This window comes from Dickeya parazeae Ech586, assembly GCF_000025065.1.
GTDB lineage: Bacteria > Pseudomonadota > Gammaproteobacteria > Enterobacterales > Enterobacteriaceae > Dickeya > Dickeya zeae.
In genome coordinates this window covers 818094-841843 of record NC_013592.1, presented here as the reverse complement: position 1 = coordinate 841843, position 23750 = coordinate 818094, and the positions used below count along the sequence as shown (strand labels likewise).

34 protein-coding genes are annotated in these 23750 nt (G+C 52.8%); 8 read left to right on the top strand and 26 right to left on the bottom strand.

Features of this window, described 5'->3' with window-relative positions; translation table 11 throughout:
* Window positions 1-4 precede the first annotated feature (4 nt).
* The 18 genes from DD586_RS03835 to DD586_RS03760 all read right to left on the bottom strand — a co-directional run bounded on the left by DD586_RS03835 (window position 5) and on the right by DD586_RS03760 (window position 11627).
* Window positions 5-637 (bottom strand): phage tail protein, encoded by a 633-nt coding sequence (locus DD586_RS03835; RefSeq protein ID WP_012883495.1) that lies wholly within the window; start codon window positions 635-637, stop codon window positions 5-7.
* Window positions 630-1814 carry a baseplate J/gp47 family protein gene (locus DD586_RS03830; protein WP_012883494.1) on the bottom strand — a complete coding sequence of 395 codons (1185 nt, stop codon included), beginning with the start codon at window positions 1812-1814 and terminating at the stop codon, window positions 630-632. The genes DD586_RS03835 and DD586_RS03830 overlap by 8 nt, the downstream gene beginning before the upstream one ends.
* Window positions 1811-2140 (bottom strand): DUF2590 family protein, encoded by a 330-nt coding sequence (locus DD586_RS03825; protein ID WP_012883493.1) that lies wholly within the window; start codon window positions 2138-2140, stop codon window positions 1811-1813. The genes DD586_RS03830 and DD586_RS03825 overlap by 4 nt, the downstream gene beginning before the upstream one ends.
* On the bottom strand, window positions 2140-4104 hold the full coding sequence (locus tag DD586_RS03820; protein ID WP_012883492.1) for a phage tail tape measure protein: 1965 nt from the start codon (window positions 4102-4104) through the stop codon (window positions 2140-2142). The genes DD586_RS03825 and DD586_RS03820 overlap by 1 nt, the downstream gene beginning before the upstream one ends.
* The gene (locus DD586_RS22435) at window positions 4101-4241 is read right to left on the bottom strand and encodes a DUF6890 family protein (protein WP_371206900.1); all 141 of its coding nucleotides are present in this window, start codon (window positions 4239-4241) and stop codon (window positions 4101-4103) included. The genes DD586_RS03820 and DD586_RS22435 overlap by 4 nt, the downstream gene beginning before the upstream one ends.
* A 50-nt stretch (window positions 4242-4291) precedes the next feature.
* Window positions 4292-4549 carry a putative phage tail assembly chaperone gene (locus DD586_RS03815; RefSeq protein ID WP_012883490.1) on the bottom strand — a complete coding sequence of 86 codons (258 nt, stop codon included), beginning with the start codon at window positions 4547-4549 and terminating at the stop codon, window positions 4292-4294.
* Window positions 4546-4725, bottom strand: coding sequence for a hypothetical protein (locus DD586_RS22205; RefSeq protein WP_012883489.1), 180 nt, complete (start codon window positions 4723-4725; stop codon window positions 4546-4548). Before DD586_RS22205 ends, DD586_RS03815 begins: the two co-directional genes overlap by 4 nt.
* On the bottom strand, window positions 4682-5038 hold the full coding sequence (locus tag DD586_RS03810) for a hypothetical protein (RefSeq protein WP_012883488.1): 357 nt from the start codon (window positions 5036-5038) through the stop codon (window positions 4682-4684). Before DD586_RS03810 ends, DD586_RS22205 begins: the two co-directional genes overlap by 44 nt.
* Entirely contained in the window at window positions 5038-5379 is a 342-nt protein-coding gene (locus DD586_RS03805; RefSeq protein WP_012883487.1) for a M15 family metallopeptidase, read from the bottom strand. Before DD586_RS03805 ends, DD586_RS03810 begins: the two co-directional genes overlap by 1 nt.
* Window positions 5366-5671, bottom strand: coding sequence for a phage holin family protein (locus DD586_RS03800; RefSeq protein WP_012883486.1), 306 nt, complete (start codon window positions 5669-5671; stop codon window positions 5366-5368). Before DD586_RS03800 ends, DD586_RS03805 begins: the two co-directional genes overlap by 14 nt.
* 8 nt (window positions 5672-5679) lie before the next feature.
* A complete protein-coding gene (locus DD586_RS03795; protein ID WP_012883485.1) occupies window positions 5680-6135 on the bottom strand; it encodes a DUF2597 family protein in 456 nt (151 codons plus the stop codon).
* Window positions 6132-7247 carry a DUF2586 domain-containing protein gene (locus DD586_RS03790; protein WP_012883484.1) on the bottom strand — a complete coding sequence of 372 codons (1116 nt, stop codon included), beginning with the start codon at window positions 7245-7247 and terminating at the stop codon, window positions 6132-6134. The genes DD586_RS03795 and DD586_RS03790 overlap by 4 nt, the downstream gene beginning before the upstream one ends.
* 2 nt (window positions 7248-7249) lie before the next feature.
* A complete protein-coding gene (locus DD586_RS03785; RefSeq protein ID WP_012883483.1) occupies window positions 7250-7954 on the bottom strand; it encodes a phage virion morphogenesis protein in 705 nt (234 codons plus the stop codon).
* Window positions 7951-8448, bottom strand: coding sequence for a phage tail protein (locus tag DD586_RS03780; RefSeq protein ID WP_012883482.1), 498 nt, complete (start codon window positions 8446-8448; stop codon window positions 7951-7953). Before DD586_RS03780 ends, DD586_RS03785 begins: the two co-directional genes overlap by 4 nt.
* Window positions 8445-8897, bottom strand: coding sequence for a head completion/stabilization protein (locus tag DD586_RS03775; protein ID WP_049779751.1), 453 nt, complete (start codon window positions 8895-8897; stop codon window positions 8445-8447). The genes DD586_RS03780 and DD586_RS03775 overlap by 4 nt, the downstream gene beginning before the upstream one ends.
* Window positions 8898-8993: 96 nt before the next feature.
* A complete protein-coding gene (gene gpM, locus DD586_RS03770; RefSeq protein ID WP_012883480.1) occupies window positions 8994-9695 on the bottom strand; it encodes a phage terminase small subunit in 702 nt (233 codons plus the stop codon).
* Window positions 9696-9698: 3 nt separating this feature from the next.
* Window positions 9699-10730, bottom strand: a complete 1032-nt coding sequence (locus DD586_RS03765; RefSeq protein WP_012883479.1) for a phage major capsid protein, P2 family — start codon at window positions 10728-10730, stop codon at window positions 9699-9701.
* 54 nt (window positions 10731-10784) lie between these two features.
* On the bottom strand, window positions 10785-11627 hold the full coding sequence (locus DD586_RS03760; protein ID WP_041164278.1) for a GPO family capsid scaffolding protein: 843 nt from the start codon (window positions 11625-11627) through the stop codon (window positions 10785-10787).
* 150 nt (window positions 11628-11777) lie between these two features.
* Between DD586_RS03760 and DD586_RS03755 the strand changes: the two genes are divergently transcribed.
* Genes DD586_RS03755 through DD586_RS03745 form a run of 3 tightly spaced genes read left to right on the top strand, consistent with a single transcriptional unit; the run spans window position 11778 to window position 14898 of the window.
* Window positions 11778-13553 carry a terminase large subunit domain-containing protein gene (locus DD586_RS03755; RefSeq protein WP_012883477.1) on the top strand — a complete coding sequence of 592 codons (1776 nt, stop codon included), beginning with the start codon at window positions 11778-11780 and terminating at the stop codon, window positions 13551-13553.
* Window positions 13550-14578 carry a phage portal protein gene (locus DD586_RS03750; protein ID WP_012883476.1) on the top strand — a complete coding sequence of 343 codons (1029 nt, stop codon included), beginning with the start codon at window positions 13550-13552 and terminating at the stop codon, window positions 14576-14578. The genes DD586_RS03755 and DD586_RS03750 overlap by 4 nt, the downstream gene beginning before the upstream one ends.
* On the top strand, window positions 14578-14898 hold the full coding sequence (locus DD586_RS03745) for an ogr/Delta-like zinc finger family protein (protein WP_041164277.1): 321 nt from the start codon (window positions 14578-14580) through the stop codon (window positions 14896-14898). Before DD586_RS03750 ends, DD586_RS03745 begins: the two co-directional genes overlap by 1 nt.
* Window positions 14899-14904: 6 nt before the next feature.
* Here the strand turns inward: DD586_RS03745 and DD586_RS21935 are convergent, their stop codons facing one another.
* A complete protein-coding gene (locus DD586_RS21935; protein ID WP_012883474.1) occupies window positions 14905-15060 on the bottom strand; it encodes a hypothetical protein in 156 nt (51 codons plus the stop codon).
* 288 nt (window positions 15061-15348) lie between these two features.
* On the opposite strand from DD586_RS21935, the gene DD586_RS03740 reads away from it, so the two are divergent.
* Entirely contained in the window at window positions 15349-15549 is a 201-nt protein-coding gene (locus tag DD586_RS03740) for a hypothetical protein (RefSeq protein WP_012883473.1), read from the top strand.
* Between the two features lie 39 nt (window positions 15550-15588).
* Here DD586_RS03740 and DD586_RS03735 read toward each other — a convergent pair whose 3' ends face one another.
* From DD586_RS03735 to DD586_RS03710, 7 genes are all read right to left on the bottom strand, one after another.
* Window positions 15589-17634, bottom strand: a complete 2046-nt coding sequence (locus tag DD586_RS03735; RefSeq protein WP_012883472.1) for a replication endonuclease — start codon at window positions 17632-17634, stop codon at window positions 15589-15591.
* A complete protein-coding gene (locus DD586_RS03730; RefSeq protein ID WP_012883471.1) occupies window positions 17631-17954 on the bottom strand; it encodes a DUF5405 family protein in 324 nt (107 codons plus the stop codon). Before DD586_RS03730 ends, DD586_RS03735 begins: the two co-directional genes overlap by 4 nt.
* The gene (locus DD586_RS03725; protein ID WP_012883470.1) at window positions 17954-18184 is read right to left on the bottom strand and encodes a DUF2732 family protein; all 231 of its coding nucleotides are present in this window, start codon (window positions 18182-18184) and stop codon (window positions 17954-17956) included. The genes DD586_RS03730 and DD586_RS03725 overlap by 1 nt, the downstream gene beginning before the upstream one ends.
* 71 nt (window positions 18185-18255) lie before the next feature.
* Complete coding sequence (locus tag DD586_RS03720; protein WP_012883469.1) at window positions 18256-18585, bottom strand: hypothetical protein; 330 nt, start codon at window positions 18583-18585, stop codon at window positions 18256-18258.
* A gap of 12 nt (window positions 18586-18597) precedes the next feature.
* Window positions 18598-18753 carry a hypothetical protein gene (locus DD586_RS22110; RefSeq protein WP_012883468.1) on the bottom strand — a complete coding sequence of 52 codons (156 nt, stop codon included), beginning with the start codon at window positions 18751-18753 and terminating at the stop codon, window positions 18598-18600.
* A 96-nt stretch (window positions 18754-18849) separates the two neighbouring features.
* Window positions 18850-19359 carry a phage regulatory CII family protein gene (locus tag DD586_RS03715; protein WP_012883467.1) on the bottom strand — a complete coding sequence of 170 codons (510 nt, stop codon included), beginning with the start codon at window positions 19357-19359 and terminating at the stop codon, window positions 18850-18852.
* Between the two features lie 32 nt (window positions 19360-19391).
* Complete coding sequence (locus DD586_RS03710; protein ID WP_012883466.1) at window positions 19392-19613, bottom strand: hypothetical protein; 222 nt, start codon at window positions 19611-19613, stop codon at window positions 19392-19394.
* A gap of 129 nt (window positions 19614-19742) precedes the next feature.
* On the opposite strand from DD586_RS03710, the gene DD586_RS03705 reads away from it, so the two are divergent.
* The 4 genes from DD586_RS03705 (at window position 19743) to DD586_RS03690 (ending at window position 23462) form a co-directional block, all read left to right on the top strand.
* Window positions 19743-20306, top strand: coding sequence for a phage repressor protein CI (locus DD586_RS03705; RefSeq protein ID WP_012883465.1), 564 nt, complete (start codon window positions 19743-19745; stop codon window positions 20304-20306).
* A gap of 254 nt (window positions 20307-20560) precedes the next feature.
* A complete protein-coding gene (locus tag DD586_RS03700) occupies window positions 20561-21595 on the top strand; it encodes a hypothetical protein (RefSeq protein WP_012883464.1) in 1035 nt (344 codons plus the stop codon).
* Window positions 21596-22243 carry a hypothetical protein gene (locus DD586_RS03695; protein WP_012883463.1) on the top strand — a complete coding sequence of 216 codons (648 nt, stop codon included), beginning with the start codon at window positions 21596-21598 and terminating at the stop codon, window positions 22241-22243.
* Between the two features lie 127 nt (window positions 22244-22370).
* Window positions 22371-23462: a site-specific integrase gene (locus tag DD586_RS03690; protein WP_012883462.1), complete on the top strand. Its 1092-nt coding sequence runs from the start codon at window positions 22371-22373 to the stop codon at window positions 23460-23462.
* Window positions 23463-23750 lie beyond the last annotated feature (288 nt).

Genomic DNA, 23750 nt, shown 5'->3' with positions numbered 1-23750 from the left:
CCTCTTACACGTTGGCTGAATAATATTCTGTTGAGGCAGACATGCGTGCATGACACACGGCAACCGCCCCCTTAACCATGCCGACCGGCATCGCACTGGTCGCACAGTGATATTCCTCGTTGTGCGCGAACGCTCCACACCGAACTGACTGGGTTTCCCCATTCCAGAGGTCAAACGTATAACGGCGGCAGGTGCGGCCGTACTGCCTGACCAGACTCATCATCAGGGCGTTATAACTGCTTAGCTGCTCATCGTTGATACGCACCAGGATCACATCCCAGTCATACCCCGGCTGACGCTCGGTCAGTGTGACCGTGCCAATCCCCAGTCGCTCAAAAATGGCGATAAACCCGGCTACACTGCCCGCGTCCTGCGCATTCACAAAGGCATACTTAACCCGCCGCCGGAACAAATCGAGCGCTTCCCCTTTCAGCCGCGAAATATCGCGCTGATACGCCAGCACGTTTAGCAACGGCTCCGCGCAGGTATCGACGTCCAGTTGCTGCAACGGCCAGCGCAGCCAGTCATTCACCTGCAACCAATAGGCTTTGCTGGCATTCAGCAGCGCGGCGGGTTCGCCCTTATCCATCCAGGATGGCAGCCGCAGGCCCGACAGTTGTTCTTTAAAATCAGGCATCGTCTATTACCACTGTCAGCGAGGCGAGACGCGGCACAGCCAGCCCGCTGACAATATCGCCCAGAGAAAAATCCAGTGACGCAATCAGCGGGAACACGTCGTGTAATTCCTGTGCCAGCGTTGAAAATGAGAAGCGCGACCAGGGCCATGTCTTTTCCACGTCATACCCGGTGTTTTCCCGAAAGGCGCAGCGGACTAAATCCTGGCACCCGGTACGCAAGGCGGTTAATGCCTCATCCGACACGTTCACCAGATTGCGGACATAGACCGTCACGGTTAAATCATGCTGCGTTTCCGGCAGCGCCATACAGCGCAGATCATCACCGTGGCCGTGGTGTCCCTGTGCCGTAATGTAATCATTCACCGCATCGATAAAGGGCTGCGACACCACCCCCGAATCCAGCAACAGATAGGCATTGGCGGTACCCGGCCCTCGCGGGGCGTCATGCTGAAAGAAAATCCGATCGATGCTTAACCCGGCCACCGCCGCAATCATGCTGCGGTACACCGCGTCGGTGTGGTAATTCCCCACCAGATTGAACTGATTGCGGCAGCGCTCGCGCAGATCATCATCTGACTCCTCATCGGCACCGGGCGTCAGCAACCAGTTCTCTTGATTCTCCACCCGCTCAATACCGGCAACCCCCACCGGCAAAATCCGGTAATAACCGGGGGCCAGATTGAATGCCCCGCCTTCCGCCGTGGCGGTCACCGGGACGTCAGCACTGGCCTGCCCGGCGTTGATCACGGTATCCGCTGACACCGCCACGCTGAAAATCGTGCCGTTAATGCGTTCAGTCTGGATCAGCGTACCCGCCGGGATCACCACGGCCTGCGCCGCATCCGACTTATAGAAGCGGATAACACCCGATGCCGCCGTGGCCGCCTTACGTGACAGATTGACACCCCAGGCGAACAGATTGAGGAATGAGCCGGACGCCGTAGCCAGATACATATTGGCCAGCACCACGCTGATCAGAACGTCTTTCAGCCAGATAACCGGCGTTGTCACCATGACCGAAATCAGTCGCCAGAACGGCGACATTCTCGAGGTGTTAGTGATCAGACCGGATGCCGTCACTTGTGCCTGAAACTGTTCCGTTACCGTCTCGGCCGTCACTGGCATCCCGGCCTCTTTCAGCGCCTGCTCATAATCAATCTTCGGCTTTTCCGTCATACGTCCACCCTGGCCGTGATCGGCCCAAAATCATAGGTTTCCGCCGTCACCCACAGCCGGGTCGGACTTTCTTCGCTGACCACGACCGTGCCGGGAATAATCCGTTCATCGTCTTCCACCAGAATTATCATTTGCGTCAGCACATCGGCCCGCAGCGTCGGGCTGCGCTCTGCCACCAGTTTGGTGGTCAGTCCGCTTTCAATAATGGCGTGAATGCAATCCTGACCAATACTGATCCGGTTATTGCAAAATATCGGCTCACGCCCCGCATTCAGGCTGAAATCGCGTTCTGTAATTAACAGGTCAATATATTTCACGTCATCCATTACCGCAGTGCTTCCCATTCTGTTAATTGTTCCGGGGTAAATCCTTTATTGGCATAAATCGTCAGGTTTTCGACTTTCCGGCTGTTGTCGGTGTAATTCTTCGCATTGCTGTTACTGATATCCCGTTGCAATCCGCCCGAATCAATCCCCTTTATTTTCCCGCCCGTTAATAACCCCTCACCGCCCGGCCGGGGTGTGGATTCAGGCATGGCAATATTGATCCCCGGAATTGCGTTTAGCTTTCCAATAATCCAGCGATACGACGTATTGAACGACGCTAAAACACTGTCCCACAACCCGGAAAATATCTCCCCGACGCCATCAGCCATTTTCCCCATCGTCTCGGACAGGGAGAAACTCCCCATCGCATTCACAACACGGCTCCAGCCATCAATAATGGCTTTCCACGTCTGGCTAAATATCTCCGCAACCCATTGCACTTTTTCCGCGACGGTTTTCCACATGTCGGTCTGAGTGATGGCGTTCTTTATGTCATCCCAATGCCGGATCAGCAGATAGCACCCGGCGACCAGCAAGGCGACTGCACCGATAATCAGCAACACCGGCCACAACGCGATATTGAATGCCATGCCGGTTAACAGACTGGCCATACGAACGGCCAGCAGTACACCGCGCAAAATACGCATCGTCGCCGCCCACGACAGCACGGCCTTGTTATAGAGCCAGATAGCCGCTATATGGATCCGGATAATCGCTGTCAGTCCGGCCCATAGACCACGCAAGCCCATCAGGACAAAGCGCCCGACGCCCAGCACAATATTGACCAGCGCCCCGGCTGCCGCCAGACTCATCACCGCCAGTACGCAATAACCAATGACCCGCGTGATATTCGGGAACAGATTCAGCCACCTGACAAGTACCTGCCCGCCGTCCGCCATCTTGTTGATCAACGGGTACAACACCGGCAGCAACGTGGCCCCCATCGCGGCGCGGATGGCGTACCAAATAGCGGTCAGCCGTTCCCAGGGGCTGGCCATCTTCTGCGCCATTTCGGTGGCCCGCTTCATACCGTCACTGCTGCCCAGCTCGGTGATATGCCGTTGCAGGATGCCGACATTGCCATATAACTGCTTAATGACCGCCGCACTGTCACCAAAGGCATCATCCAGATCAGACTGGGCTTTCAGATTGCCCTCAATGCTCGCCCCGTACTTCCCGCGTAATTTCTCCAGCATCGCGGGCAGGGTCAGTAACTTGCCGTTGGCATCTTCAAACGACAGCCCCAGCTTTTTGGCCCCCTTGACCGCCCCGGACAAAAAGCCTTCATACGCGCTGGAGGCTTCCGTACCTAATGTGCGTTGTAGCTCGCCCATCACGGCCAACTGCTCATCCATACCAATGCCATAGTTGGTACCGACCCCGCGCGCGCCTTCCATCAGGTCTTTAATCGCCCCCAGCTCAACACCGAAGGCATTACGCATATAGGCGGCCTTGCTGGCCAGTTGCTCCGCAAACTGCACATTACCCATTGACTCGGCATCAGAGCGAAAGTTGGCGAACATCTGCCCCATGAATTCGGACGACTCGTCCGCCGTGGCTTTCAGCGCCGCCGCCATCACATTGGATGCCCTGACCACCCCCGGCAAATCCTCTTTGGTCAGAGTACCGACCGCCGCATTAATCCGGGCGGTCGATTGCACATACTCCAGCGCCGATCGCCCGTATTGGGTGCTGAATTTCAGTGCGTTAGCATTAATCTTCTGCAAGGCAGAATCATCCACGCCACGCGCCGACGCTTCGACCATTGCGTCGTGCATCTCTACCGCCGGGCCAAGCGCACCCTGGATCGACATAGCGGTACCGATAAGCCCGGCCCCACCAACTGCGGCGCTGGAAAAGGCGTCCCGCGACGATTTCGCAAAGCCGGTGACCGCCGCCTGCGCCTGTTTTATCGGGCGGGTCAGCTTATCAATCAGGCTTAATGTAAAATCGAGTTGCTTCATGAATCGCCTTTTAATGCCAGCGCAATCCCATTCGCCACGGAAATACGCATATTTTCCCAGTGTGTATTTGCCAGCCAGACGGCGCGGGCCAGATTATCGGCGTCATCATTTTCAGCCGGTAAATAATGCCGCCGCAGGGTTAATGCCTGTTCAAGAAAATTATTTTCGATGGCCCGCAGCCGCTGAGTTAGTTTTTTACTTCGATTTCCAGCTTCGGTGCATATTGCGCATTCACCGCTTCGGTAATTTGCAATGCGGCGCCCGGCAGTTTTAATAATTCATCCAGCGTTTCTTTATCTTTGGCTACGACAATACGGCGAAGATACGTCACCGCCGGAGCCACTTTATTATCCATTGCCATATCATTAATCATGCCGTTATAGGCGACGGTATTCGGCTCAAACGATAATTCCTTGCCAGAAACAGATAAGGTAATTTTGCTCATTGCATGTTTTCCCGTTGGGTTATTTCATCAATTAACTGATTATGCCGGGCGGCACAATCCGCATAAATTTGCGGCCAACTGATTAACGGCTGCGCCGCATCATTGCCGGTGGTACCTGATAAGCGCGGCAGATTAGTGACCGGGCATTTCTTTTTCAGGTTTTCCTGATAAGACACGTTCGGTGTGATTAACGGTGTCGTTGTACAGGCTGACAAATTCAGCAGACAGGCACACGTTAGTAAAAACCGGCTTAACGATCTCCCGGTAAACGGTTTTATTCGGCACATTGCGTAATGCCTCCAGTTTGGTTTCCAGCGCTGCGCCGGACTGGCTCGCCAGCGCCTGCAACGCCTGGCGTGATTGCTCAACGGCAGCAGTAGCGGCGCGGGTCACGGCCAGTTCCATACTGTCACGCTGCCAGCTCGCCGCCTGCCAGCCAGCGGCAAAAGCCACTGCCAACCCGGCCACAACCCGCCATAGCCCATCCATCAGCGCACCCCGTTGTGTTCCAGGCTGAAATGGTTACCGTCCGGGCGTGAGGTAAAGCGCCCGCCCCAGCACCCACCCAGCGATTCCCAATATTCACCGAGCGGCAAATAGGCTTCTGTCCGGGTCTGGTATTCGCCATTGATAAACAGATTCAGATCCACGGCCAGGCGTTGCGTATGCAAACTGTTGGCGATGCCTGAGCCGTTGCGGGCATTCAATTTTGCCTGTTCCGGTGTGCGGTATGCCTCGCCGAACGTCAGGCGATATCCCCGCTCTCCCGCCCACTGGATCAGTTGTGCGACCAGTTGGGTAAATAACTGCTGTTTTTCACTTAACGTCATCTTTTGCGTCACTCCCTTTCAGCAAACCACTACCACGGCGGCGCAACCAGATTTCAACTGCCTGATGCCCGGCCACCCCCAGCGCCGCACCCAGCCCGGTAACCGCCATTGGCGGTAAACCCGGCACCCACAGCAACGCCGCCCCGGCCGCCATTGAGGTGGCTGATCCCAAAATCATCCGGCCGAAAAACAGGCGCGGCGTGATTTTTTCATCACTGGCCAGCAACTTACCCAGCGCAATCAGCGCCCCCAGCACCAGTAATCCCAGCGCGTTCTTTTCGTATTCCTGCATGACTATCCTTAGCCGATCAGCTTTTCCGTCAGTTCCGATTCCAGATAGGGGATACCGTTGATGCGCACAAAATCCGGGCTGGTGACCACAAACTTAATCTTGTGTGACATCACGCTGCCGCCCTTCGGGTCAACATCCAGAATGTCACTCAGGATCAGCTTGCAACCGAAGGCTTCCACCTTCATTTCCTCGCTGCCCGCCTTGGCGTACCACATCAAGTCCACCGGCTCGATACCCCGCCATGACCCGGCGCTGCTGGCTTTCGCCGTCACCACCGCCAGGCTCTTGGTACTTAGCTCCATTTCACCTTCGGCGGCGACGTCACCGGCCACCCAGCCATCGGGGATGCCCTGCGTCTGCGCGGCGGCGGTGTTATCCGTGATGCTTAGCGAGACTTTTTCCGCGTGAACCAGTGCGCCGTCCATGTTGAAATCAAACGACTGGCCCGAAATCCGTTTTGTCATGCGCTCCCCTCCAGCGACATATCCAGCACCAGACTGACCGTGATCCCTTTCGGGCATTCGTAGGTACGGACAATCAGATAAATTTCCACCGCCGTTTTAGAGCGCCACGCAATGACCACATCCCCATCCTTCGGCGGCTTTACTTCCCCCGGAAAGGTGATGCCATTGATTTGGGTGCTGCGGGACATCTCACGCAACGTTTTGGCAAAGTACCCCTGATGCGCCGCGATACTGCCCGGCGTACTGTTCAGGCTGCGATCGGCGATTTTGGCAATCGCCTGCAACCGGATACGCCGCGCCACCTTGTCCACGACGCGCAGGTTTTCAATGGCCTGATAGTCGCCCCCTTCCACGTCCAGGGTGCGCCCATCTGACCAGTAGTAGCCGTCATAGTCGGGATACCACATCGGCACGCTGTATCGCTGTTTCTCCAGTGCCTGCAACATCGCCAGATCCAATGTCACGCCGGTACCGTCCACCGGTAAATCCGTGCGCCCCATCGCCAGCAAGGCACCGGTTTGAACCCGCGCCGGGCTGTCGGCGATCGTCACTGCACGGTTACACAGGCGTCCAGCCAGCACGCCCGGCTCATTGCCCCACAGCCTCGGCACCAGTTGCACCGCCGGAGCCGCGGCACCGTTCTGTAAATTACTCAGGCTCTGTAAATACTTATCCCAGCCCTCACCCGCTTTCGGCCCGTCAACAGCCAGCAGAAACCACACCCAGCGCCCGAAGGCTGACACCAAAGTGGATCGCAAGCTGGATGCCTGGGCGATAATACCTTTGGTAGCAGGCAGGGACACCACGACCCCTTCCACACTGGCAACCAGTTGGGCGGCCGTGACCGCGCTCACCCAATCGCCCTTTGGCGGCAGCAGACAAACAAAGGCGCTCCAGTTCTGCCCCGCATTGACCATCGCGGCGTTGACGTCGCGTTTTAGTACCGAATCCGCCGCCCCCAGCACCTGATCCAGATCGCTTTGGGTATTCACCGGCACAGTTTTCACCGCATCGACCGCCCCCTCACCGATAAAGAGCACCACGCGCTCAATCTCGCTGGTTTCGCCTTGTAGCTGGTTTACCTGGTTAACCTGAACCGTTGGCCAACTCATGCTTACCCCTTGATATCCTGCGCTTTCACGTCCCAGCCAAAGCCAATACCCTGTAGCTGCCGTGCCAGCGCTTTTGTAAACTCCGCATCGTTCATGCCCAAAAATGGCCGGGCAGGAACATCCACTGTCCAGGCGGTTTTGGCCGCCTTGCCGCTCAACTTACGGATGAGTAATCCCGCCTGTGCAAAGCTCAGGGTTTCCTCAATCTCCCGGTAAGGCGGCTTTCTCCATCGCGCCCCGCGTTTTATCCGGTACCCCAGCGCCCGCAGTTTGCGGGCCTGTCGTCGCGTGGCCATCCGTCCCGGCTCAGGGCGTCCATTGCCAACCTGTGAACGCTTGACGGATACGCTCATGCCGTTTTGCTGGCTGTAGCCCACCACGCCCGCCGGTACCGGCGTTTTCCCGTTGCGATACCCGCCGCCCTGTAGATAAATCCGTACCGCCTGGATCTCTGGCATTTCGCGGATATGCAACAGATTGGGCAGATTGCGCAGCATCCTGCCACGTCGGTGGCCGCGTCGTGCCGCCCAGGCGCTGCCGTCCGGTGCCTGTTGCGCCCGGACGTTCCGTTTTGCCGCCGCAATCACCCCGTATTTCGCCAGCCGCCACAGTAAACGCTGACGTTTTTTGGGTGGCAGCGTCAGCCGTTGTAATGCGGTGCGTAGTTCGGCCAGTTGTGACTGGCTCAGCTCACCGTGCACGATCATGACGCCCCAACCTCCGCCCCGTCGCCGCCTGCACCGAACAGATGCCCGGATGTGGCCTGCCAGATTTCCGGGCGAGTCAGACGCCAGCGCCGCCCTTCAAACGGGATAATCCCGGTGTCATCAGCCACAATCGCCAGTGATTCCGCCAGTTGCAGCGACACCACGACAATCGCGCTGTCCTGATCGCGCACGTCCACATCCAGTGTGGGCAACTCCATATCCAGCCCGGCATCCATGTACGGCACATCGTCCTGCCCTTCCTGCCAGACCAGTAACAGCGCGCACAGGTTGCGCGGGTCACACACCCGGTATGGCCAGCGCTCCCAGCTCAACACGGCATCAAACTTCATTACCGCCAGTTGATACTGGTCTTCACCCAGGTCACGGCGGGCGGGAATAAAGCTCACTTCATCCATGAAGCTGTCAAACCCCTGCATCACGCGGGGCGGCAGATGCGTCGAAACAAAGGTGGTCAGGTCATCCAGCTTGCTCATACCATCCTCACCGTTGCCCGTTTCAGCCCTTTCATGCGGCGGATCACCATCGCCGCTTCCCCCAGCAATCCCTTGCGTGTGTCCTCCCCCTCCTGTCCCGGATGAGACTCGCGGCGGCCAATGGTGGCAAACTCGCCCAGCAAATCGGCTTTTGCCCTGGCAAACACCGCTTTTTGATACTGCGCACACAGCACGTTCTGGCCTTTCAGGCTGACACCCGGCACATCCTGCGCCCGCGCAAACCCCTTCGCCCGGCTGCGGGCCTCCACCTCAGCCAGATCAGCGTTGACCTCGCCCACCGCCGCCAGTAGCGCCTGTGCGACGGTATCGGCAGCCAGATCGGCGGGGATGGTGCGCTGTGACTGAAAATCCCTGACGTTCAGGTCTGGCCAAAATCCATTGTTGGCCAGTTGTTCATCCTGATAATCAACCGGTGTTCCACTGAACATGCATCCCCCGTAAAAAGGCGGGCTGACCGGCTTCCACGGCACATCGCACACCCGGTGCATTGCCTCAGCCGCGCCCGCCCGGCTTGCGGTAGTCTTTTATTCCTTTTGCAGCGCCCGAATGCGGGCGGCAATATTACGGCGCATCGTGCCCACACCAACCTGGCGGTAAAACTGCTCGGCCTGATGTAACAGGGCATCCGCCGCCGTCAGTGTGTCGATGTCCGCCGCTGCGGTGGCCCGTGGTTGCCCCTGCTCATCACGCAGCAGTAACAGCCCGGCGAACTTGAACCATTTGGCGGTGATCTCCTCATGTAGCCGCCATTTTTCTGCCACGTTCTTAAACGTGCGGGAAAAATACGGCTCCACACTCTGCCCCATGTCCGCCGTCTGCTGCGCCCAGGCCAGCACCGTATCCGCAACAAACGCCGCGAACGTGCGCCGGATGTTGTCAGGGGTGCTCTGTCCCTGTGCAATGGCGATATCTGCCCACGCCAGCCCCTGATCAAACTCTTCCACATCAAACAGCCACACCACGCAATGTGCGAACACCGGGTTTTGATACACCTCGCCGCTGTCCAGATAGCGCTGTACCGTTGGCAGCCAGCGCGGCAGCAACTCCCGGCGTTTCATCTCTACCCTGTCGCGTAACGTGGGCTGACTGCGCAGCCGTGCCACGTCGTTTTCCAGCGCACGGCGTTGCACATGCAGACTGTGATCGCCGGATACCGCCTGGCACCGGGATAGCTGCTGCTCGGCAACCATCCGGGCGTTATGGCGTTGCGCAGGTGACAGGGCCATCGGTTACGCTCCGGCCGGTTTTTCCATAGGCTCGGCCACGGTACCGACAGTGACGGCGCTTTCATCAAAAGAGGCATACAGTTCCGGGTATTCCACGGCGTACCCTTCATTGCGCAGATACTTGTTTTCAAACTGTTTGCGGTCTTCAACGAACTCGGCTTTACGCTGCCGGGTATTACGCTGGGTATAGATATGCAGGTTCGACAGCGTGGTGACGGTCATGCGTTTGCCCGGCATAAACGGCGGCACAATCGCAGGACGCCCGGCAATGGTGCTGTCCAGCATCTGGGCGGCGATCTTCTCGGTCGGGCGGTCGGCCTTCTGGAACAGGCGATACTGTTCGGCAGCGACCAAATCCGCCCCGACCAGCACCACCAGACGCGGGTCATTACGGTATTGCTGGGGAATTTTGGCGTTAATCAAATCGGAGGCCATCGCATCCAGTGATTTGTAATCGCCGTTTTCGTCCAGTACCACCCGGTCAGTGATAATTTGTTGCCCATCTTTGAAATCCTTCATACGCTGATGCCAGCCAATGTTGACGTCTTCGCCGTTCGGGTTTTTGTCGGGGTTGGTACTTTTGGCCACGCTGTTACCGTTAAAGCCGATACGCAGCATATCCAGCGCAAACGCTTCATTCGAAAACGCCTGTACCAGTTGGAAAAACTCGTCTTCGCCACCGGCGTTAGCCCACACCGACAGCAGATCCCAGGGCAGTGCCGCGCAGGAATCGGTCTCGACCAGCTTATAGTCATTGCCATCCACGCCGACCTGACGGATAAAACGGCCCCCTTCCTTACGGCCGGTATGCAGCGCGGAACTGCCTACAGACACCACCTGCCCGGAGAGTTGATCCACATCCAGAACGTTAATCATGGACAGGAAATCCACGCGTTCCAGCAGGGCAGCGCGAAGCTGGGTTTCTTTCGGGTCGGTCAGCGCGAAATAACGGGCGGTATCCGCTACCCCATATTCCTGCGCCAGACCGGCACTGTAGGCGCTCAGATATTCCCGCGCCCGCTGATTTAAAAACATAATGCGTCCTCTCGATATCGAGATAAAAAAAGAGGTATCACCCAATAAATGGAATTACAGGAAATTAAACCCTTTGGGTTTATTGCCAATTTGACGCTGCGGCAATTTAGTAATAGAGCGATCCAGCTTGCCGAAATTTTTCAAAATCTTCGGCAGGTTATTACGCAGCGTGGCGAAATCTTCGGTATCCACCACCTCTTTTACCGTATCCACATCGTCCTGGACGGCTTCCACGGCGTCGTTGGTCTGGCTTTGCTGACTTTCCAGCGCAGTTACGCGGGATTCCAGTTCGGCCAGCGCTTCCGCCAGTGCCTGCAATTTATCGCCACCACCTGCATCGTTATTTTCGCCTTCACCCTCAGCGAATGTCTTCGGCTTAATACCGAACAGGCTATGCCATGATTTACTTGCCATGCTATTCCCTTTGATTTCTTTTACTTCATCAATAACCAGCGGCTTTAATGCACCGAATAAACGGCCGCGCTTTTTGCTACTGAAACGTAGCCGCGTGGTTCCCACGCTGGCCGGGGTATTGGTCACGCCCAGCCCTTCAAGATAGGTTTTCCCTGTGCCACGAAAATTCCCGTCTGGCGTTAGCTCCACCGAGCAAAACAGCAACTGACCCTCCCGGTTAGCCTGTAATAACTGGTGGTTCGGGCGTAACTGAGCGAATAAACGCAACAGCCCGTCATCACCGGTTTCGGTTTTTAATGCCAGCACTTCGCCCATATTGCCAAACCATTCTTCATGCTCCGGCCAAATCAGGGCCGCATAGAGTTGCGGGTCATAAGTTTCAGCGGCATCAATGAGCCACTGTCTTTCCATTACCCGCTTATCGACCGTTTCCCCCTCCGTGGCGATACAAATCCAGTTAGTCATTAACTGAGACATTGACATACTCCATTCCTGTCGGATAACGGCATTATTACGGAATAAGAAACGGGCAGCGACCGGCTTTATTCGCCTCTATTCGGATAACGACGCTTTGACGAACACAGCGAAATAAACACCGGTCATAAAATAAAAATCGCGCCGCATAATACCGGCATGGCTAAATATTCTGATGAATTAATCGGTGTTGCGCGGCTGCTCTATTTAAAAAGAGCCACACCGAAAGAAATTGCCGCTGATTTAAATCTGCCCAATGCGCGGATTATTTACTATTGGGCGCAAAAATTCGGCTGGGCGGATTTACTCAGCGCCGAAAGTACCGAAGAGGCAATAGAGCGCCGTTATCAGTTGCTGGCCGGTCGGGATAAAAAGACCGAACTGGAATTGCAGGAAATGGACATGCTGATCGCCCACGCCGTCAAACTGCGGGCGCAAAGCAACAAGCACAAAGAAAAACTCGCGGCTGCCGGTCACGGCAATACGCCCGGTTCACGTAGCAATGACGACGATGAACGCCCGGCCAAAAAGCGCCAGTACCGAAAAAACGACATTTCCAGCCTGACCAAAGAAGACTTTGACACCTGGGCGGATGAACACCTGTTTGGCTACCAAAAACACCTGCGCGCGAATCTCGGCAAGCAGGTGCGCAACATCCTGAAAAGCCGCCAGATTGGAGCCACCTGGTATTTTGCCTTTGAAGCCTTTGAAAATGCGGTGCTGACCGGTGAGCCGCAAATCTTCCTGTCAGCAAGTCGCGCCCAGGCAGAAGTTTTCCGCTCGTACATCGTCAACATTGCGCAGCAGTATTTTGATATCACCCTGACCGGCAACCCGATCCGCCTGAGCAACGGGGCCGAACTGCGCTTTTTATCCACCAACAAGAACACCGCGCAATCTTACAGCGGGCATCTGTACTGCGATGAATACTTTTGGGTGCCGAACTTTGCCCACCTTAACGAAGTGGCCAGCGCAATGGCCACCCATGACAAATGGCGCACCACCTACTTTTCCACCCCCAGCGCCAAAACGCACCAGGCTTACCCGTTCTGGACAGGCGAAGAGTGGAAGCGCGGCAACAAGAAACGCGCCGGGGTTAACTTCCCCGGCTTTGACGAACTGCGCGACGGCGGACGGCTCTGCCCGGATGGTCAGTGGCGGTACGTTATCACGATGGAAGACGCGATCCGCGGTGGCTTCAATCTGGCCAGCCTGGAAAAACTGCGCAACCGCTACAACGTGGACACGTTCAACATGCTGTATATGTGCGTGTTTGTGGACAACAAAGACGCCGTATTCAGCTTTGACGACCTGGAGCGCTGCGGCGTAGACCCGGCCACCTGGCAGGATCACGACCCGACCGCGCCGCGTCCATTCGGCAACCGCGAGGTCTGGGGCGGCTACGACCCAGCCCGCTCCGGCGACCTGTCCACGTTTGTGATTGTCGCCCCGCCTATTTACGAGGGCGAGAAATTCCGTGTGTTGCTGGTCGTCAACTGGCACGGCATGAACTTCCGTTATCAGGCCAACCAAATCAAAAAGCTGTTCCAGCGTTACCACTTTACCTATATCGGCATTGATGTGACCGGCATCGGTGCCGGGGTGTTTGAGAACATCCAGCACTTTGCCATGAGGCAGGCAACGGCTATCCGCTACGGCGTGGAAACCAAAAACCGGCTGGTGATGAAAGCGGCTGACGTGGTGGAAAGTCAGCGCATTGAGTGGGATCAGGATGAAAAGGCTATCCCGGCATCATTTATGGCGATACGGCGCACCACCACGGCCAGCGGCAACGCCATGACGTTCATCGCCGACCGCAGCGCGGAAACCGGCCATGCCGAAGCCTTCTTCGCTATCGCACACGCGCTGGATAACGAGCCGCTGAACTATGAGAACAAACCCCAATCCCGATGGAGACTGAAAAAAGCAGCATGAAAAGGACATCACACCGCCGCCAGAAGGCACAAAACGCCCCGCGTAAAAAGATGAGTATTATCACTTTCGGCAAGCCGGAACCGGTATTAACCACCGGCACCGATTACCGCGATGTGTGGTATGACAATGAATTTAATCACTACACCCTGCCGATAGACCGGCTCGCCCTGGCTCAACTGGTCAACCTGAACGGCCAGCACGGCGGCATCCTCTATGCCCGCCGTAACATGGTGGCATCGGATTATCAGGGGGGTGGCCTGTCTCACGATGACATGTTGGCCGCCGCGTTCGACTACCTGACCTTTGGTGATATCGCCATTTTAAAAGTGCGCAATGGCTGGGGAGAGGTGATCGCCCTGACGCCGCTACCCGCGCTGTATACCCGCATCCGCAAAACCGGGGAATTTGTGGTATTGCAGAAAGGGGAACCGCTGGTTTACCCACCGGAAGACGTGATTTTCATCAAGATGTACGACCCGCAACAGCAGATCTACGGCCTGCCGGATTACATCGGCGGTATTCACTCGGCCCTGCTGAACAGTGAGGCGGTGATTTTTCGCCGCCGCTACTACCACAACGGCGCACACACCGGCGGTATCCTCTACACCAGCGACCCGAATATGACCGACGAGATCGAGGAAGAAATTGAACGCCAGTTAGCCAGCAGCAAAGGGATCGGCAATTTCTCCACCATCCTGGTAAACATCCCGAACGGCGACAAAGAGGGGGTGCAATTTATTCAAATGGGGGATATCAGCGCCAAGGACGAATTCGCCAACGTGAAAAACATCAGCGCCCAGGATGTACTCAATGCACACCGTTTCCCGGCTGGGCTGTGCGGCATCATCCCGCAAAACGCCGCCGGGCTGGGCGACCCGGAAAAGGCGCGGAACACGTACCGCAAAGACGAGGTGATCCCCATTCAGCGCCGTTTTATGGCTTCCATCAATAAAGACCCCGAAATACCGCAAAATCTGCATTTAATTTTTGATTTTGCCGATGATACAACGATTCAGGGTGCGTAATGGGGCATAAAACGTTAAAATTTAACCATGTTTTAGAGGCCGGAGCATGGAATATGCGGGTATTAAAAATTGAATGCCCGGAGTGCGGCTCAAAAGCCGTTATCCGCAAAACGAACCGCAAACACCGACAGATTGCAGACATTTACTGTGCCTGTTCAGATGTGGAATGCGGCTACACCTTTGTGATGAATCTGACCTTTTCCCACACACTCAGCCCCAGCGCCAAAACCGGCGATCAGTTGCTGCAAACGGTGTTGAATAACCTAAAACCCGAACAGCGACAAATGGCATTAGACCTGCTGAGAACCGCTGCCGCCTAAGCCGCATTACGCGGCTTGTAACGTCATCAATTGCCCCGCCAGTTCAGCAATCCAGATCAGCGCAATTTGCATGTCTCGTTCGTCATTACCGTCCATCCCGGCATTTTTGGCCAGAAAGGCAATCCGCTCAACAATCAGTGACTGCTCAAACTCCCTATCCATTGGTCATCTCCTACAACTAATAGCGCTCACGTAACAAAACATTTCAAAATATAAATACGAAGCTAACAAACTATTAGCGGTTCCGTGTTTTTCATCCACCAACGGACATGGAGCCTTGTTAGCTGTTCCCCCCATCTTATTATTCCTTGGCAGTTTTCAGGTGATTTAATGACATCAAGAAACTGTCTAAACTGTTGGGCAGCGCAAATATTCTGCCAAAAACAGTGATTTCGTCCCATCCCTAGTGTAAAAATATCAAAGCCGTTTAAAAAATATCCAAGGATGCCTATGATCAACTTTACTATCGGTGGTGAAAACGGGTTCAAAGTGGAATGTGCAGATAACGAAGCAGCTGAAAAGATTATTGCATATGCTGTTTCTATAGGTGCTGTAGTCATTACAGCAACAAGTGCATATGCCATTGCTAACAAGGCAAGTGAGTATTTATTGGAAAATAGCTCTTCTGTATTCAATAATTTCTCAAAATAAAGACATTGCATATAAAAGGCCGTGTAAACCAACGGCCTTTTATTTACCCCAGTTCCAACCCTCCCACAGTTCGCAGTCTCCCGTATGGCGCACTTCTTCCAGCCTGCCATTGACCATTTTCAGCGCCCTGCCCTCACTCATGGCCAGATTGCCGCCCCGTATGAGCACATCAACCAACCCCGGATCAGGTGGAAAACCTCTTAAGCGCAACAGTTCCGATAATCGTCGCCGAAGGCCCGGCGTACAGTTATTGACAGAACTCCAAGCGGCGGCAGAGCCGCCAGAAACCCCGGCCCCCGCTAACGCGGCGGCCTGTTTCGGAACAATCTTCCATTGCACCGTTCGGGTGATGATCGCGGAGTGCGATCCCAATAATGGCGAGTACACCCCCTGAACCTTTTGCACGTCTTCGGCGTATTGATTGGCACGCTCGGTCACTTCATAGGACAGGCGCACCACCAACGCATCACGCGAGACTAACGGCCCGCCCTGCGCCTGTGTGTATGCCGCCCAGTCGCCTACATCTGCCGCCGCCAGTACCGCATCCATCGCCGCGTTATCCAGTTGCTTATCACCCAGGCGACGCAACTCGCGGTAAACCGTCACCGGCGCGCCGCCGATTTGCTGAAACTGCCGGATACGCCAGCGCGATGCCCAAGCCGATACCGCCTTTGCCATGTCGCGCAGGTTTTCCCCGGTTTCCTCGTCGGCCTCGCCATCCAGTGCGTAACCATCGATATTCTTGCTGATGTACTTGGCAATATAACCCGTAGCACTGCCTTTTTCCGGGTCAATCGGTTCATAGTGGAAGCGGGCTTTTTGCGCCTTTTCGCTGTTCAGCTCATCGGCATCTTCCCGGCGGGCGTGATAAGCCATAATGTCACGCACCTGCTCGATGTGCTCCGGGCGCATGAATAACAACAAATGCCAGTGCGGTGTGCCGTCATGATGTGGTTCGACGACCCGGAAACCAAACACGCTAATCTCTTCGCGTGACAGTTCCGCCCGGATACGCGCCCACACGCCGCACAGGTATTTCTGTGTGTCACGTGGACTTGCCCCGCTCCACTGTTCAACGAACCCACCACCGCTGTGTACTGCGTGATACCGTGACGGCGCGGTAATAGTGTAAAACTCTCCGGCGCAGCCCATTTCCTGCGCCAAATCCTCAAAGCCGCGCATTCTCACCATCAGCTCACAGCGGCGGATCGCCGGGTTAGCGTTGCTGGCGTTAACTTTGTCGTCCAGAGAGACGCGGTTTCCCTCTTCATCTTCCAGTTCAAACGCTTTGAAAAACTCCCGGTTACGCCGTTTCTGCTCTTTCCATTCATCCAGGGTAGATCGGGAAACATACGGCGACGCCGCCTTTTGCACCTGGCCGACCGCGATAGCCATATGCTCCCGCTGGATATCACGGCGGCGTTTTAATCGCGCCCGCCACCATTCAGGCGACATCATGCGTAACAAGCCGGATTCAGCTTTTTCAGTGGATAACGGGTGGCGGCCTTTGGTGAATTGCGCCCAGTACGGCGGCTGAATTCCTGCCTGTAAGGTCAGCAGACCAAGGTGACGGAATGACAGCAAGGTGATGTACCTGTCTGTTAGTTCCCCAGTGTTCCTGATGCGGTTTTCGGTGTAGTCGCGCAACGATGCAGCCATAAAGTCGGCCACCTGCTGTGACAGGGCACGGATGTTGTCACGGTCATAAACCGGCAGCTTTTCCAGATCATCACCGAACGGGAACGGCAGATCTCCCGCCGCACGCTGTTGCGTCTGGTATCGTTCGGTAACGGTGCGCAGGCGTGGCAATACGCTTTTCCCCAGGGTACGGAGTAAAAACGTATTGGCCCGGCGGCGGCCCTTGTGCTCATCGGATGTAAACAGCGTTTCATAACGCTGGCCGAAATACTTCGCCAGATAGTCCGGCATTCCGGCCAGATACTGCTGACGCCACTGGTGATCCAGCGGGTTAAGGTGCCATAGACTACGCTCAACATAGGTTAAGCCGTCCGGTTCGTTGCGGGTGAACTGCTCACGTCGCCACTGATTGACGACGTGATAAGCGCCATTGTGTTCCGGGTTCATTCACTTAACCCGGTTCCAGTATTTTCTAACTGTTCAAAGGCATTCAGGCACAGCAGGGAAAGGCGCTCTGCTTCGGTCAGCATGGTGGTGATGTCAGTAACCGTTCCGCGCCGAATTTCAGCGCAGAGCGACCGATGTACAAAATCATTCACCAGCGTAATCGGCGTTTGGTATACCGCGAGGGTGGACAGATAAGGCTGTGCGCCGTCCCGGTTATCGCATTGCACTTCCCCCAGCGCAAAGTCATAACCCACTTTCGCAATCGCATAACGCCCATTGATATCCACACGGTTATAAGCGGGGTTTTGTGGCATATCCATTAGATAAGCTCCTGAGCGGAATGCTCAAAACGTTCCGATTCCTGGCGGATCAGTTCCACCACTTCGGCGGCGGAGAGGTCACGTTGTTGAGCACGGACAGCCAGCGCAGCAAGGCGCAGTGAGAAGGAAAAATGCTGCTCTTTGCGCTCCTCCCGGCGGGCTTTATTCAGCAGTTCGATCAGTGCGCCATCAGCGGCGGCATTCATGGGCCTTAATTTGGTTGCAATCATTACGGTTTCCTTTTTTCAGGTAATACGAATCCCTGCCCGATAAAGGGCATTTATTCGTTGCTATGGATTAATTAATGAATGGGTGACGGGTTCGGCGTATTGCTTGCGCCGTTTTGATTACGGGTTTTCAAAAAATCATCCGGGCCAAATAGCGCGGTTTCATCGCAAATAGACCGGATGCGCTTAATTGCCCCCCAAATAGCGGCACGTTCTTCCGCCGTAAACTGATGCCATGAGTAATTAACATGGCGCGATTTCAGCTTTGGTTTTGCAGAAAACAGGATAATTTCACGGGTATCCAGTGCAGCACGTTCCCAAAATGACTGAGCGCGGGATTCACCTTTAAACACGATATCCCGGCAACGCTGTATCCATTTCTGATGATCGACAGATTGAGACATATTCCCTCCTGATTACCGGTTAAACGCCCCTTTCGGTGGACTCCATCGGCGGCCATCTGGCCGAATAATAATGCCCTGCTTGCCTTTGCCATGACGCACCTCTACGGGAAGCGATGCCCCGGCCTGGTTATTTCTCAGGAAAGGGGTAATTGAGATCGGCTTTTGCATTGTTGCTCCTATTGGTAACCGCCCACAGATAGACGGTTGCAAATAGGTGCCGGGATGTTTCACCACGCCCGGCGCGTGGTTTCCCTGGTGTTGTTATTATCCGATTGTCAGCGATGCGCCTAACCCGCTCAGAGCATCCAGCGTTGACGCCATTGCCGGGTTAGCCTGAATGCGCGACTGCACCGTCAGGCCAATCAGCGACAGGTAACGCACCCCGTCGCTGATGGTACTCATTAGGCTATGGCGTCGCGTCTGCGTCATACGCTCATCCGATATGCTTTCGGCGGCTACCTTCCCTACTGCGGCAGTGGCTTGCAGCACATAGGCGGTAAGCCGTTCTGCTCTGGCCTCATTTACTGGCACCGCTGGCAGACAGTTCAGTTGCGCCAAAAGCCCATCGATCAGCGTGGCATCCTCGGTGATGTCGGTCAGCGTCAGCAATTCTTCACAGGTCAGCTTGTGGGGCTGGTCTGAATTCAGCTTGTTACGCAGGATTTGCTGATTCATCCCCGCCATGCGCGCCAGCTCCGCCAGATTGTGGCGAAGTGAAAAGGCACGACAGGCTTCATCAAAGTGCATCTGTTTAGCGATCTGGTAATCAAACATGGTTTGTGAACTCCAAAAATCTCAATATCAAACTAATTGAGCGAAATATCACAATCTGCGAGCGCATCAACCGTCATAGCGGCGATGTTGATCATCACCTTTTCACGCTTTTTATCTTTGCGCAGGCGGTGACGAGTTAAGCGGCCATCAGCCAGCATGTCGTTGATGGTGTCGATAGAAAGGCCGGTCAGCTCGCTGTATTTCTCAATCGAGACAGACGGCACGGCCAGGGTGATTGATATTTGAGGTCTCATAATGCAACATTCCCTATTGGCTTGTGGTGAGCCGTTGTGAACTGTGATTAGTCCACTTTTTGTGTACACACGAAATTTACGATCACTTTTAGTGTTAGTCAAACTAAAAGTATACATTTGGTGAACTTTATGAATTTTGGGACTGGTGCAAAGGCAGCGATTGAGCGTCTTGTTGAGGCGTATGGTTTTAAGAATCGTCAGGCTCTATGTGACCATCTCGGTGTATCAAAAAGCACTTTAGCTAACAGATACATGCGTGACTCTTTTCCTGCTGATTGGGTCATTCAGGCGGCTTTAGAAACCGGCGTATCTTTACGCTGGCTCGCTACAGGTGAAGGCCCAAAGTTTGATGACGCCAGAAATGATGTGATCGCTATACCAAGGCAAAAGCTGATCGATGGAAAACTCTACGATTCAAACTACTATATGTTTGATAAGGCTTTTCTATCCGATGGACTGAAAGACCCGGTTGTCATTCTGGATGGAGACATAACCTACATTGCCGATCGCCAGTTTGATGAAGTGGTTGATGGTAAGTGGCTGGTTGAAATTGAAGGCCAGACTAGCATCAGAGATCTGGCCAGAATTCCCGTCGAGAAAATACGAGTGATCGGCGGCTCTGTAGATTTTGATTGCTTTATTTCAGATATTATTTTCATTGCAAAAATTATCAAACTAACAATAAGCGCATGAAAAATGATAAAATTTCAGCCCCAGTTAATAATTTTAGTGGAAAATCGGCAATCGATCGGTTAATTTCTATTTATGAATGGTTTTTAATAGGAAATTATTATTTATAGCAATCTCAAGGAGAATAACACCTCTGAGCGATAGTTTGGCAAGCTATACACAGTAATGTTTCAATTAACAAACAGTTAAACAAAGCCATTTTTCTTTATACATTATCCCCATCATAGCTAGATTATAATTATTTTTGGAGTTTTATAATGGAGTTTATAAAAAAACTTGAATTTGGAAATTATACACTAAAATTCGGGAATGATTTAGTATTGATGGACTTGCTAGATGAAATAGTAATGCCATCGTTTTTCGAGATGAATTACATCCGTTCAATAAAAGATAAATCTGATTATTTTTTCATTAATACAGAAATGGTCGTTCTAGATGATTCTGAAGAACATCCAGTCCTTGGAATACAAGGAAGAATAGTAAAAAACACGGTTTTATCAAGAGATCAAATAATATCAGGTTCGGAAATAATCGAAGACTATGACGAATTAGAAACCGCTCCAAGCTCTATATTCCTATTAATATTAAACACACACAGATTAATATTATGTAAAGAGGTGTCCGGCGCTCCATCTATAGAAAATTTTCGCAGCACAAGTCAGTACTGCTTAACTCATAGATGGAATGATTATATTGATGAAACTTACAAGCAAGAAAAAGAGTTTCGTGATGGTTTAGAATATAGGCTACCTAGAGTTACAAAAAAATCATTGAGAGAAGAGGTACCTTCACCAAAATTAAGAATAACAACATTAACAGACAAAAAAAGCCTTGAAGATTTCATCAACCTTTTCAATAAAATAAACAGAGTATCAATAAAATTATTACCAACCAATAAAGAAGAAATAGATAATGATGATTTTTTCTGGCAAGAGTTTGGAGAACGAAGCGAAAACATGAATAGCAGGCAAGCAAGCGTATTATTTACTAACCCTGAGGACGGGTTACGTCACAATGCTGTGTTATCACAACTAAAAGCCTCGACAAGTCTCGCAAACTCACAATTTAGAATGAGAGGTTTCGATGATGCTGGTGATATAATGAAGGGCAGTAATGAGGATTTTAGTCTTACCTGTGATGTAAAAGATCTTTCAAAAGACATAAATGAGGCATCACAAGAATGCTATAGTGTTTTTAAAGATTTAGTCGCAGACGAAAGGATAAGATTACCAAAAATTACTGAGAAGGGTACATTAGGGAAAATTAAGAAAATATTTGAGAGATTCAAATAAATGAAATATAACATAGCCGGAAGTGAAATAACCAAAGAAAAAAATCTTTGGCAAGTGGCTTTGCTTGCTAGGAAAATCACAATGAGCAAGCTTCATATAGTCATAATTATTTCCACGGCAATGTTATTAATTATAAACTCTTTTCTTCTTGCAAAAAAAACAGATCAGTTACTTTTAGACATCAGGGGATGGTCTAATTTTGGATTTAACTTTACGATTACAACACTAGGTTTCCTAATTGCTGGCTTCACCATTTTCGCGACACTATCAAAACCAGATATGATGATAGCAATGATGCTACACGAAAATAAAGAAGCTAAAATCCCAACCCTGAAGTATAACTTCATGGCATTTATGAAAGTTTTCATATCATTTATAGCTTGTACTTTAATTTATCTTTTCATAATACTACTCGGTCAAACAAATGGGTTCCTTGCTAATATTATAAGAGCCATGCCTTACTCTGAAATCATAAAACCATATGGGATAAAAACATCTTATGTCGTCATTGGAACTAGCCTTGTTTATTTGGTACTAGCTATTAAAACTTTCATTTACAATGTTTATGCAATAGTGATGACGTCTGTAAGATGGGAATATGAAAAAAATCAAAAAGAAGAAAGAGAACGCCAGTCTAATAATAGTTAGATATCATGAAATATCTCATAGATAGCCTCAACAACCTTCAGCCATTTGTTTGCTCTCACAACATCCATACATTGATGACTGTTTTTATACACAGTAAGTATGCATCCTCAGTTTACAAGGGGGGTATATGGCTGTTCGTAAATTGGCATCAGGGAAATGGTTGTGTGAGTGCTACCCATTAGGGCGTGAAGGCAAGCGGGTACGCAAGCAGTTTGCCACCAAAGGTGAGGCGTTGGCATTTGAGCGCTTCACGATGGAAGAGATTGAAAACAAGCCCTGGCTTGGTGAAAAAGCGGATAACCGCAGCCTGAGGGAGATTATCGATCTGTGGTTTTCTCTTTACGGCCGCACACTGGCCGACCCAAAAAGGATGATGGCGAAACTTGATATCATCTGCACCGGGTTGGGCAACCCCAAAGCCAGAGAACTGAGCGCCGCCGATTTCGCGCATTACCGCGAACTGCGGTTAGCCGGGCAGATGACTGACGCAAGTGGCATCCCTTTGGCTGTCGTCAAACCACGCACTGTCAATCTGGAACAGCGCAACTTATCCGCCGTCTTCGGCACATTGAAAAAACTAGGCCACTGGGATGCCCCCAACCCGTTATCCGGCTTGCCAACATTCAAGATAGCGCAACAGGAACTGGCGTTTCTGGCCCCCAATGAGATAAAACGCGTTTTGGATGCGTGCGCCGAATCTGCTAACCCACATCTGTTGCTAGTCACAAAAATATGTCTGGCAACGGGCGCGCGCTGGAGCGAAGCGGAAGGGCTATCCGGCCAGCAAGTCACGCCTTATCGCATCACCTACACCCGCACCAAGGGCAAGAAAAACCGAACCGTTCCCATCAGCCGCGAACTGTATGATGAGATCCCACGTAAAAGCGGGAAGCTGTTTTCTCCCTGTCGTAAAGCCTTTGAGCGCGCCATTAACCGGACGGGAATTCAGCTTCCTGACGGGCAATGTACCCACGTACTGCGCCACACCTTCGCCAGCCATTTCATGATGAACGGCGGCAATATACTGGTGCTGCGTGATATCCTCGGCCATGCTGACATCAAAATGACCATGATCTACGCCCACTTTGCGCCCGACCATCTGGAAGACGCCATCACTAAAAACCCACTCAACGGCCTGAACTGGTCGCCAAAAAATGGCGGCAGGTTGGCGGCAGCGAATGGCAATCAAGCCTTTTCCTCACCACTCACCACAAAATAACATTTTGTTTTTATTGTAATTTATTGTTTTTACTACCTACCATAAGGAATGTAGGAATTTCGGACGGGGGTTCAACTCCCCCCAGCTCCACCACTTTTTAGTTGTTTGAAGTATACTGAAGCCTACTAAGCCTGCATGGACCCAGCCTTGCGGGCTTTTTTACGTCTATAGAAGTCTACTGAGATTTGCTAGAAGCTACTCGTTATGGCACCCTTTTTGGGACCTAACACAAAGTGTAAGTATCCCGGTAAACCGAACCATTCACTTTTAGAGATCTTCCGACATACT